The sequence below is a fragment of the Sunxiuqinia sp. genome, from assembly GCF_055140945.1.
This window is the reverse complement of record NZ_JBSQYS010000071.1, coordinates 1-10,965: the sequence shown is the minus strand read 5'-3', so window position 1 is coordinate 10,965 and position 10,965 is coordinate 1. Positions and strand designations below refer to the sequence as shown.

The following is a 10,965-nucleotide window of genomic DNA, read 5'->3' as shown; positions in this document are numbered from 1 at the left end:
AAAACTTAATAGGTAGAGCAGGTCGAAATACACTTTCAAAAAACTCTTTTGATTTTGGCTATGTAGTGATTGAACAGGAAAACAGAAATACTTTTCAGCGTAGATTAAATACACCTTCGACTTTGACAGAAACTTCTATGTTAGACGAAGTATTAAACAATGTAGAAGAAGACCAGAAAGATATTGTAGAGGCTATTCAGGAAGAAGCTTTTAATGATGAGCTACAACTTCCTCAAAACCAAGTTGAACGTCTGCAAGAAGCTGATACAGATTCAGATATTGCCTATATTTTAGAGAATTTTTTCGTTGACGGAAAGCCCATTACTGGAAAATACTATTACGAATTACCTAATGCGAAACGTAATAAGATTAAAAAGTCGTTTAAAACTATATACATTAGCCATTTAAGAAGAAATAGTCTCAAAGCTCCTGAGGCTGCGGTGTTAAGTGCGGCTATACCAATTTTATTGTGGCAAATTCAAGGGAAATCATTTTCAGAAATATTATCATTAAGACATGCTTTCTTATCGGAAAAAGATAAAAGAAGGCGCATTCTTGGACGTATGAAAAGAAATGAAATCTCCCCCGAGGAAGCTAAAGAAGAACTTGATGAAATATTAATTCGATATTCACCAATGGCAGAATCCTTACCTAATATTTCATTAAGGCATCACAGTATTTTTCCTGAGCACACGCCTGCATCCCAGTTAGAGTATGATATACTTGTTTATGATACTTATGATTATATTGATAAAGTTATATCACTATCTCTTCGAGACCCATTATCTGCAGCATTTGACCTTTACTATACTGAATATGCCGATGATAGAGCAATTGCATTAAGTAATTATATAAGGTTTGGAACAAATGATACAATTGAGATATGGTTGGTTAGATATGGATTTTCCTTTGATGATATTGATTGGATAAAAGAGATTGTTGTGGATGTTGATGAAAATGAGATAATTTTTAATAATAATATTATGGATTTAAGTGAAAAGAAATTTGAGATTATAGAAAGATTTGTGAACTAATAACTACCGCCAATCGAATAGCCCGCCCCGCTAGCAAACACTAGCAGGGAAAGGCTTTCACACCACCCAGCGTACGGTTCTCGTACTGGGCGGTTCGTTAAGTCATAGGAAACAAAACCGTGTTTGGTTTAAGCTGATTGTAGAGTTCCAGTAAAGGAATGTAACCCCGTTTTCTCAAACGTTCAACAGTAATGGTGGTACCAAGAATCGGGCTTTGAGCAATTGCCCATCCTCCCATCCGTGACCGGCTCCATGCGTAAGCTTGCCCCTGTTCGATGCCTAAACGAATCAGGTTTTTCCTTCTTCGCTCGGACTTTTTCCAGTGGTGCCAGATGCAATACCGAAGTCGGTTCCTGAGCCACCCGTCCAGTTCAACGAGTTTGTTCTGAATACTTGCCATTCATTGCTGAATGTTTGGGACGTCACAATGATGTGCTTGCTCATCCGACCTCATAGCCTCCTATCACCCGCTTCGCTCTTCTCTCATCAATGATCCACCGGATCATTGGTTTTCTCCGAAAACTGCATTCGTTCACTATTCGTCAGTACCGGAGTTTGTAGTCTCGCTTCCTTCACTGCTTGGGTCACCCCAAACCAGCTTGCGACTTACTAATGCTTCAAGACGTTACTCCTGCGCATAAGGGACTTACACCCATCGGCCGCCATAGGCTTGCCGACGGCGATGCCTATGGAATGAAAACTCAGATTCCACAGGGAAAACCCTCTGGAATGACTTGAATATTCCACAGGGTAAACCCTCTGGAATAATTTTCATGCATCACTTTATTGGTTAACACTAAAAATTTGTATTTTAAACATTTTTTCAGAGCTTTCAGTAAAGTGTGCACATGCTCATGCTGGGCACACACACATGGTATAGTGCATGCGGGTTTCAGAGGTTTTCGAGCGTTTGTGGCTCGTAAAAAAGGTCGGTGTAAACTGATAGGAAATTGCCTCGTAATCCCGCACGACACCATACCATCAACCGTTAGCTGCAAGGCTGAGAAAAACCAAACGAGACTAATTGAAAATGAAAGATACTACAATTGATATTGACGAACTATTTGAAGAATTTAATAAAATCGATGATTCAGATAATATTGCACTCATTGACTTTGTTGAAAAACATTTTGACTTTCTCATTAATTTCAAGACAGATGACATTTATATAATCGAAGATATAGCATCAATTTTCAATGACTATTATGGGACTCTGGGTATTTGTAACCGTTGGACACAAATTGTATTAAAAAGAAAACCAATAATTGACTTTATAAAACAATTAGAGGGAAAGTCCACAAAATTTGGACAGCATATTTATGATATTGAATATGTATTTGCCACGACACAAACTGACAGTGGGAAAAACCTGAAAGCAGCAATTCAATCATTGAAGACAATAAATGAAATGTTCCCTAAAGATGAAGACATCGTCTTAGAATTACGTAAGACTAAGTTTTTTCACCGACAAAAAACATATCAGAGAGTTTTTATACTCGGACTAATTGTCGTTTTCGGGACAATGATTCTGAGACTTGTATATGACAGTAAAGAATTAGAAATAATGTCTTTAGTAATATGGGCATTTTTCATTCTATTAATTTTAATTAAACAGATTGACAATTATAAATCAAAGAAAAGCCCAGCAGCTAATCGAATAGCCCGCCCCGCTAGCAAACACTAGCAGGGAGAGGCTTTCACACCATCAAGCGCAAGGGTCTCCCCCGCTGCCGTGCGATTGCACCGCGTGGTCTAATGCAGCTAGTTTTTAGATTTGAAATTTAGTCATGTAAGAATCTTAGTTCATGAGCCGTAATAATGAATTCCATTATTCTGGCGGTGTTTATTTTTAATGCCACACGATACAATCCTTCGGCAGCGAGGGGGATCGTTAGGCAAGTATTGAACGATAATAATATGATTAAACTCTATAAAAAAAGATAGTATGAAGATTAAAAGTTTTACAATGGTGGTCGTTTGTTCACTAATTCTTTTGGGCTGTAAAAAAGATGATTTTATTGAAAGTAATGAGCTTATGATATCTTTATCAGGAGATATAGGAGCAGGCAAGTATAACACATGGACACATTCGGCAGAATTGCCATACTTCGATATTTCTAGTTATTCGAATATCAAATCGGTTGTGATGGCTGTAAATAATATAAAGACAAGTGACGAAACTGGAAATGATGTGATTGGAGAAGCAAGCTTCGAACTATATGACATTACAAACGACAAACCAATTGAGAACAGTATTGTCATATCTGATGATATTGAAAACAACAGCTATAAGTCCTCAGCCAATATTATTAATGATATCCCGAGACAGAAAATTAAACTTGGAATTAGGGTATCAAGTGATGGTGATTTTTCAACATCTTGTAGTCATATTTATTTGATACTCTCAAGATAAAACACCCCCGCACCTCCGCGATTGCACCGCGTAGTCTAATGCAGCTAGTTTTTAGATTTGAAATTTAGTCATGTAAGAATCTTAGTTTATGAGCCGTAATAATGAATTCCATTATCCTGAGGGTGTTTATTTTATAAGTTTTGCCGATGTGGAATGGTTCGATGTATTTACTAGGATAGAATACAAAAAATATTGATTGACAGTTTACATTTTTGTAAAGAAGCAAAAGGATCAAAAACATGAAAATAAAAGGAATAGTTTTCGATTTTAATGGGACTCTTTTTTTTGACACCAGTTTACACAACCAAGCATGGGATATTTTTCTGGAAAAATATCATCTAACTCTCAGTGATGATGAAAAGAATGACAAGATTCATGGTAAAAATAATGCAGAGATTTGTACAAATATTTTTTCAAAGAAGTTAAGTGAAAAGGAAATTGCAGATTTAAGTCTAGAAAAGGAAAACATATATCAATCACTTTGTTTGAAACAAAAAATGGAGTTGGCACCTGGCGCTAAAGACTTTTTAGAATATCTTCTTTCAAAAAAAATTCCCTTTACAATAGCCACTGCTTCCGATTTATATAATGTAGAATTTTACTTTAAACATTTGAATCTAGACAAATACTTTGATTTATCCAGAATTGTCTATAATAATGGGACTATAAAAAGCAAACCAGATCCTGAGATTTTTTTAAAAGCCATGGATATATTAAAAGTTACAGCTAATCAAACATTGATTTTTGAAGACTCTGCATCTGGAATAAAGGCAGCAGAGAATTCACACGCAGCAAAAGTCATTATTGTTAAATCAATGAATGCAGACTATGGTAAATGGAATCATGAAGCGATAAGTTCATTCTCTGAAGTTGACAGATCAATATTTTGACTAGAAGTAGATAGGATACAATTGTAAATTAATAATGGGAGAATCTTAGTTCATGAGCCGTAACTACAAATTCCATAATCCTGGCGGTGTTTATTTCTAATGCCACACGATGCAATCGTGCGGCGGCGAGGGTGCTTCGCTGTTGTCTTCGTTTTATTATTCCAGCACCCACTTAATTGCAGCTTCCATAGTCGTGAATGGTGCTGACTGATATCCTTCATCTTCTTCTTTAACTAAAACAGGAATAACGATATCTTTCGATTTTTCCGTAAGAATAGCAATTTTGCAGTCTTGGAAAAAATGCAGGTTCTCTTTATAAAATTTAGGTATCTGTTCATAATCAAAAAGACTGATGTTAAAAGTAGCTTTCCGATAATCAAGAATGAATCCTCGATTATTGTCAGGAATTAAGTTGTTAGCAAAAGCAAACTCCCATGAACTGATTATATCGGCAATCGTAATTTCCCCGTAATAATATTTAACGACTATCCGAAGATCGACTATAAAGTCATATTTAAAATTCGATATTTCCTTTTTTGTATCCTTCATACAATATCGTTCCAAAATTCTCCAATCATCATTTCTTACGAAAGAAATAGGTTTAAGTTATTTAACATCCGAAAACGGCGTTACAACAAACACGAAGTACGGTATATATTATTCAGCACTTGATGTATTTTATGGGTGTAACTTCCAAGCTCTCAATTAATCCCTGTTCGATTCCGCTGAAACAAGGATAGCGCGAACTTAGATGTAGGTCGCTGGCGATTTCAGCGACTTTCCATGTACCACTTCCAGTTCATTACTCAGGGTTTCCAGCTCCTTTTCATTTTCGCACCAGATCACGTTCTTCCGAATCCGGCTCAGGCTTTGCTGCGTCACGCCAATGTAGGAAGCGATATCTTCCAACTTGACATCCAGCACAACACCCGGAAATTCCCTCAGGAAGTGTTTATAGCGTTGTTGCGCATCAGTCGTCCGCAATAACGCTTGCCGGTAGTGTGTCATACCTAAATAGTTGACAACCCCTACTGCACAAAACTTTGAGAGATCGAGGTTGGAGAAAAGCATCTCGACAAAAGGTTTGCGGGGAAGTTCAATAAATTCGCACTCCGTCACAGTTTCGAGCGTAATGCGTGAGCGGGTATTGTTGAGTAACGAGACGGTTTCGGATAGGATAATCGGCGCCATCCGGAAATCATACACAAATGATTTATCGTTGAAATGATCTTCACATTTCACAATTCCTTTGCCCAGGAAACGCACCGAGCTTTCCACTTCCATGTAATCCAACAGGCGAACACCTTTTCCAACACGCCAAAAATTCATGATTTCGCACATTTTCTCCCACGAAGAATCGGAAATCGGGCTCGTTGAATCAATAAACTCACGAAGCTGGTCGCAATAGCGAGAAGAGTCGGCTCTCTCCAGAGGTTGCATTATCGACATTGGTTCTATCTTTTACTTAAAACAGGAGTTTTCATCATCAATCGTTTCATACGGCACTCAATTTAAACTCCACATACACGTTATCATCATTTCTTCCAATTTCCGATTTACAAATCGCGCTGCAAGTATAATCATTTTTTACCCTATGGTAAAGGTGGGCAACTTTTCTTCGCCTATTTTTGCGTCTTTAATCAAATTTATCTTTATATGAAACAAGTTGGAATTGCTTTGACGATGGGATTCGTTCTTTTACTGTTCAGCTGTAAAAAAACGGAGTATATTGAATCAAATCCCCAAATGATTATTAGTGTGGTAAGCCGCTACATGGTTCCGATAGAAGGAGCAACCGTTACCCTCTATAACACGGAGGATGAATTACACTTTAAAGAGAATGCGCTCGACACCCTTCAAACAGACGTGAGCGGACAAGTCTTATTTGAAGATCTACGGGAACAACGGTACTATTTTTATGTAGAAAAGGATGGGTTGGACAATACGGGAGATATCGCTGCAACCTGGGAACCCCTGCAGATTGGTCAACGATCGGAACTGGTCGTAAAGATTGCCACCCCTATTGACTTTTAACCAAACCTCTAAAACATGCTTATCATGAAAAAACAAAATACCTACTTACGTTTATTTATTCTTGCGTTAATGGTCGCTTCCGTGTTTAGCTCGTGCGAAAAAGAGTACATCACCGAAGAGCCTGAGATTTTTTACGACAAAGGAGAGCGCCTGGTTTTAAATGACAACCTGGTCATTTTAGAAAATAGCCAGATGTCGCATGGCGGAGGCCAGGAAGGTATCCTGTTCGACGAATCTTCTGGCATTGTACGGTTCGACGAATCCTGTGAACTGGGGGTCGTTTTTGAATTAGATACCAATACCGTACTGAATATTGACATGGGCAATGATGTTATAGTACGTAAAGTAACCACCGTTGAAACAACCGGTGGAGAATATGTATTGCAAACCACCCAGGGTAGCATCAACGATATTTTCGACAAAGCGAAGATTGGCTTTGACTTTAGTCCTGAGTTCAGTAACCAGCAGTTAAAAACAAAAAGTATCTCAAGCCTGAAGGGAGAGGCGCTGAGTAAAGCATTAACCGATGAAAATGGACGCATTCACCCTACCCGGATCCGTCTGATAGATGGCGACAAAGAGGTTACCATTTTTTCGGTGAATGATAATATTCCCCTAAAAAGCGCAAACGCAGCCGCCCGTCAAGATGGCAAGGTGGGATTTGAACACCAATTCAACACGCAACTTTACATTCCCAAGCTACCGATTACCGTTGGTATAGAAGATTTTGGTTTCTCAATCTGGACTGATCTAAAAGCGGATTATCACATTTCGAAGCATTATTACAAGAAACACACCTGGCTGGGTACGGTAAAGGTACACGACGGAGAAACAGGCAAATTCACCGTGACCGCAGAAAACACAGACATTTCCGGCTGGATTGATATGGGAGTGGAAGCCAGAGGCGACGAACCGTTAGTGAATGAAGACGTTCCGCTGTTTGATCCGAAAGAAATCATGTTTGATATTCAGGCTGGCCCTGTTCCAATAATCATTGGAATTGAAATAGAGCTGCTACTCAATCTGGATTTCAAATTGGGGGGAGAATTGAAACTCGTATCCGGAATAGAGTTCGACTATACCATTCCAAAGGCTCAGTTTGGCGCATGGCAAAACATCGCGGCTAGTAGTCATTCAACAGGTACACATCATGATGTACAGCTGGGGAAAAACGTTAAAATCAAACCACGCCCGCTACGCATAGAGGCTATAGCCAAACTGACACAGGACTATTCGCTTCGCCCAAGCTTTGGTTTTAGCATTTATCGGACTGCCGGCCCTGAAATTACCTTTCCACTTCATGCTGAATATGTTGTTGAAATGGGCGCCGGAGAAAGCATCAACCTGGCAGACACTACTGAAGCTCCCAAAGCCTATGTCGGCTGGGGAGCCAACCTATCAGCCCATGCGGGAGCCAAATGCGGTATTTGGCTGGATTTCCTTGGGATTGCTGATAAACATCTGGACATCCCGGAAATACCTGTGACTCCATCCATTCCACTGTGGCATACCCCCGGACACATGTATCGAATCGATAACGATGATTTTTCAAAAACAGTCGTTGGCCAACCGGAAGAAGTTGAAGTTTGGGTCAGTGATTTTGTCGAATTACCAGCCCCATTAATGTTCGTGATATGGGAAGGCGGCGCTGGTGGATCATGGAAGTATCCGGTGACCATTTCCGGAGTGCTAGGGGAAACAAAAAATACCTGGACACCCACTGTTGCTGGAGACCATGCGCCTTATTGCAGCGTGAAGAATGGCTCATTGGTTGAAAAAGGCAAAGTTGTATTCAATACAACAACCGTTAACAGCTCCAATTAACAGCCCATAATTGCAACAAAATAAAGAAGTCCTCCGGTGCAGAACCGGAGGACTTCTTTTTTATTTTTCAATTTTTTGGGGCTATTCAACTGCCAACAACTTATCGGCCATCGCATTCGCCAGGTCAATACATTTTTGGTGTTTATCTTCTTTCAGGGTTCCTTTTTCTTCAATCGGCTCGTAAACCAATTCCCATTTCGAAGCTTCGGCAAACTTCATCAGGTTTTTTACGCCTCCCCCATTCCAGGCAAAATTCCCGAATACACCCAGGTAGTGATCTTTCACGCCCATGTGCTCAACGGTTGTCAAGAGGTTTTCAACATTCGGGAACATGGCATTATTGTATGCACAGCTACCAACAATAAATCCTTTGTAACGAAAAATATCATTGATGATATATGATTTATGCGTTTTTGAAGAATCATAAACGCGAATATCTTTGATGCCTCGCTCCGACAACTGACGAGCAATCACTTCAGCCATTTTTTGGGTATTTCCATACATCGAACCATAAACCACAACACAGCCCGGATCGGTGGTGTAAGTACTCCATTTATTATAGCGACTCAACACCCACTCCAAATCTGTTCGCCAGATTGGTCCGTGTGTGGCAGCGATCATTTTAATATCGAGCGGTGCTAATTTTTTTATGGCACGTTGTGTATGCGGACAATATTTACCAACAATATTGGTAAAATAGCGCATGATGTCATTTTCGTAAAAATCAAGGTTAATTTCATCGTCAAAAACACCACCATCTAAGGTACCGAAGCTACCAAAGGCATCACCCGAGAATAAAATTTTGTTCGTTTCCTCAAAGCTAACCATCGTTTCGGGCCAGTGAACCATTGGTACCGTTTGAAATTGTATTTTGTTTTTCCCAAGCTCCAGAACCGAATTGTCGTGCACTTCAAGCGTGTTGGTTGGTTTCATGTAAAATGACTCGACAAAGCCAAAGGTCTTTTTATTTCCCACTAAAGTGATGTCCGGATATTTCATCACAATAGCACGCAAAGCTCCCGAATGATCGGGCTCCATGTGGTTGATGATTAAATAATCGACCGGTCGGTCACCAAGAATAGCGTCAATATCTTCTAAATAATCATCAATAAAAGCACGCTCAACGGTATCAACCAAAGCAACTTTTTCGTCGTCAATTAAGTATGAATTATAAGAAACGCCATTGGGGATTGGCCAAATATTTTCGAATAGCTGGGTTCTCCGATCATTATAACCCAAATAGTAAATATTTTCAGCAAGTTTAACCTGATGCATAACTTTCGATTTTTGTGTATTTTTTTTCAGAACACGAAAATAGCCAATTTCGCTTAGATCGATGCTAGGGTGCATTTCATTTCACTAAAAAATTAAGGTAAAGCTTACACACCCTTAAAATCGTAGAAAAGTTTATTTTTGTAGTTCAAAATTAACAACAAATGAATTTAATGTCGACTAATCGATTACATCTCTTCCCAAAACTCAATAAATGGGTGATCATTTTTTTTGCACTGGCATTTATCGTTGCCGGGCTTCGGGGCTACCAGCTTTTTCAATATGTATTTGCCGAGAACGTGAAGCATTCCGGCAGTATTACAATTCCGTTAGAAGCCAGCTACCAGGATGTGTTGGACTCGCTGGAGTCGAACGAAATCCTGATTAATGAAAAGGCTTTTAAATGGGTGGCAAAAAAGAAGAAATATCCCACAACGATAAAAGCCGGGAAATATGTTTTTAGCAAAGGAATGAATACCAACCAGATTGTAAATATGTTGCGTGCAGGAGATCAAAAACCGGTATCGGTTATTTTTAATAACCTTCGCTTTATGGATGAGCTGGCCGGGTCGGTTTCGCACGATATTGAGCCCGACTCGCTGGAATTACTCTCCTACTTAACAGACAGTGCAGTTATTCAACAATATGGCTTTAATCAATTTTCGTTTCACGCCATGTTTATTCCAAATACCTACGAGTTTTACTGGACCACCACTCCCTGGCAGTTTGTCGAGCGCATGCACTCCGAATATGAACGTTTTTGGAACACTGACCGTCTGGCTAAAGCAAAGTCGCTTGGTTTAAGTCCGGTAGAAGTTTCAACAATCGCGTCTATTGTTCAGGAAGAAACGGTAAAAGCTGATGAAAAGCCCCGGGTAGCCGGCTTATATTTAAACCGAATAAAAAGGGGTATGTTGCTGCAGGCCGACCCAACAATTAAGTTCGCCTTGGGAGATTTCGGTATTAAACGGGTCTTAACCAAATACCTCTCGATCGATTCGCCTTATAACACATACACACACGCAGGCTTGCCTCCGGGCCCCATCAATTTTCCGGAGATATCCAGTATTGAAGCTGTTTTAAACGCTGAAGATCACAGCTATTTATACATGTGTGCCAGTGACGAGTTTAATGGCTACCACAATTTTGCGAAAACACTGCGTCAACATAATCAAAATGCAGCACGCTATCAGGCAGCTTTAAATGCGAGAAAAATTTGGGAATAGTTCCTCTTTTCGGTTAACTTATTTTTAGCGTTTTTTAAAGCTCTTTTTGTTTTATTATAGTCAATTAATGAATCTTAACAAGGCAATCATCTAGCTTTGAAACTAAAAGCTAATGCGCCTGACCTTGTCCATTTCACTACTCTTTTCAGTAATAATATCCTTTGCTCAGGAAGATGGCTATTTCGGTTCGTCTTGTGCCACCGATTTCGGAGTGGTTTGTGCCAGTGATTTCGGTTCAAACTGTGCCATTATCCCATAGAACGGGATAAGGT

At 39.5% G+C, this 10,965-nt stretch carries 11 protein-coding genes; 7 read left to right on the top strand and 4 right to left on the bottom strand.

Annotation, left to right across the window (positions count from 1 at the left end; genetic code table 11):
* Window positions 1–1,034, top strand: a 1,034-nt coding sequence (locus ACTB00_RS19565) for a hypothetical protein (RefSeq protein WP_463301596.1), incomplete at its 5' end; no start/stop codon positions are given.
* Window positions 1,035–1,131: 97 nt separating this feature from the next.
* Here ACTB00_RS19565 and ACTB00_RS19560 read toward each other — a convergent pair.
* Window positions 1,132–1,434: a hypothetical protein gene (locus ACTB00_RS19560; RefSeq protein ID WP_463301595.1), complete on the bottom strand. Its 303-nt coding sequence runs from the start codon at window positions 1,432–1,434 to the stop codon at window positions 1,132–1,134.
* 630 nt (window positions 1,435–2,064) lie between these two features.
* Here ACTB00_RS19560 and ACTB00_RS19555 point away from each other — a divergent pair.
* The 3 genes from ACTB00_RS19555 to ACTB00_RS19545 all read left to right on the top strand — a co-directional run bounded on the left by ACTB00_RS19555 (window position 2,065) and on the right by ACTB00_RS19545 (window position 4,337).
* On the top strand, window positions 2,065–2,718 hold the full coding sequence (locus tag ACTB00_RS19555; protein ID WP_463301594.1) for a hypothetical protein: 654 nt from the start codon (window positions 2,065–2,067) through the stop codon (window positions 2,716–2,718).
* 261 nt (window positions 2,719–2,979) lie between these two features.
* Window positions 2,980–3,447, top strand: coding sequence for a hypothetical protein (locus tag ACTB00_RS19550; protein WP_463301593.1), 468 nt, complete (start codon window positions 2,980–2,982; stop codon window positions 3,445–3,447).
* Window positions 3,448–3,686: 239 nt separating this feature from the next.
* Complete coding sequence (locus ACTB00_RS19545; protein WP_463301592.1) at window positions 3,687–4,337, top strand: HAD family hydrolase; 651 nt, start codon at window positions 3,687–3,689, stop codon at window positions 4,335–4,337.
* Between the two features lie 156 nt (window positions 4,338–4,493).
* Here ACTB00_RS19545 and ACTB00_RS19540 read toward each other — a convergent pair whose 3' ends face one another.
* A complete protein-coding gene (locus ACTB00_RS19540; protein ID WP_463301591.1) occupies window positions 4,494–4,886 on the bottom strand; it encodes a hypothetical protein in 393 nt (130 codons plus the stop codon).
* 198 nt (window positions 4,887–5,084) lie between these two features.
* Window positions 5,085–5,786: a Crp/Fnr family transcriptional regulator gene (locus ACTB00_RS19535; protein ID WP_463301590.1), complete on the bottom strand. Its 702-nt coding sequence runs from the start codon at window positions 5,784–5,786 to the stop codon at window positions 5,085–5,087.
* A 207-nt stretch (window positions 5,787–5,993) separates the two neighbouring features.
* Here ACTB00_RS19535 and ACTB00_RS19530 point away from each other — a divergent pair, with 207 nt between their 5' ends.
* Both ACTB00_RS19530 and ACTB00_RS19525 read left to right on the top strand, forming a co-directional pair.
* Entirely contained in the window at window positions 5,994–6,371 is a 378-nt protein-coding gene (locus ACTB00_RS19530) for a hypothetical protein (RefSeq protein WP_463301589.1), read from the top strand.
* Between the two features lie 24 nt (window positions 6,372–6,395).
* The gene (locus tag ACTB00_RS19525) at window positions 6,396–8,195 is read left to right on the top strand and encodes a hypothetical protein (RefSeq protein WP_463301588.1); all 1,800 of its coding nucleotides are present in this window, start codon (window positions 6,396–6,398) and stop codon (window positions 8,193–8,195) included.
* A gap of 81 nt (window positions 8,196–8,276) precedes the next feature.
* On the opposite strand, the gene ACTB00_RS19520 is transcribed toward ACTB00_RS19525, so the two are convergent.
* The gene (locus ACTB00_RS19520) at window positions 8,277–9,470 is read right to left on the bottom strand and encodes an FprA family A-type flavoprotein (protein ID WP_463301587.1); all 1,194 of its coding nucleotides are present in this window, start codon (window positions 9,468–9,470) and stop codon (window positions 8,277–8,279) included.
* A gap of 161 nt (window positions 9,471–9,631) precedes the next feature.
* On the opposite strand from ACTB00_RS19520, the gene mltG reads away from it, so the two are divergent.
* Complete coding sequence (gene mltG, locus ACTB00_RS19515) at window positions 9,632–10,693, top strand: endolytic transglycosylase MltG (RefSeq protein WP_463301586.1); 1,062 nt, start codon at window positions 9,632–9,634, stop codon at window positions 10,691–10,693.
* Window positions 10,694–10,965: the final 272 nt, after the last annotated feature.

Bases quoted from the DNA above. Each gene is read 5' to 3' on its own strand.
- ACTB00_RS19560 (WP_463301595.1), bottom strand. From the start codon at position 1,434: ATGGCAAGTATTCAGAACAAACTCGTTGAACTGGACGGGTGGCTCAGG.
- ACTB00_RS19555 (WP_463301594.1), top strand. From the start codon at position 2,065: ATGAAAGATACTACAATTGATATTGACGAACTATTTGAAGAATTTAAT.
- ACTB00_RS19550 (WP_463301593.1), top strand. From the start codon at position 2,980: ATGAAGATTAAAAGTTTTACAATGGTGGTCGTTTGTTCACTAATTCTT.
- ACTB00_RS19545 (WP_463301592.1), top strand. From the start codon at position 3,687: ATGAAAATAAAAGGAATAGTTTTCGATTTTAATGGGACTCTTTTTTTT.
- ACTB00_RS19540 (WP_463301591.1), bottom strand. From the start codon at position 4,886: ATGAAGGATACAAAAAAGGAAATATCGAATTTTAAATATGACTTTATA.
- ACTB00_RS19535 (WP_463301590.1), bottom strand. From the start codon at position 5,786: ATGTCGATAATGCAACCTCTGGAGAGAGCCGACTCTTCTCGCTATTGC.
- ACTB00_RS19530 (WP_463301589.1), top strand. From the start codon at position 5,994: ATGAAACAAGTTGGAATTGCTTTGACGATGGGATTCGTTCTTTTACTG.
- ACTB00_RS19525 (WP_463301588.1), top strand. From the start codon at position 6,396: ATGAAAAAACAAAATACCTACTTACGTTTATTTATTCTTGCGTTAATG.
- ACTB00_RS19520 (WP_463301587.1), bottom strand. From the start codon at position 9,470: ATGCATCAGGTTAAACTTGCTGAAAATATTTACTATTTGGGTTATAAT.
- mltG (WP_463301586.1), top strand. From the start codon at position 9,632: ATGAATTTAATGTCGACTAATCGATTACATCTCTTCCCAAAACTCAAT.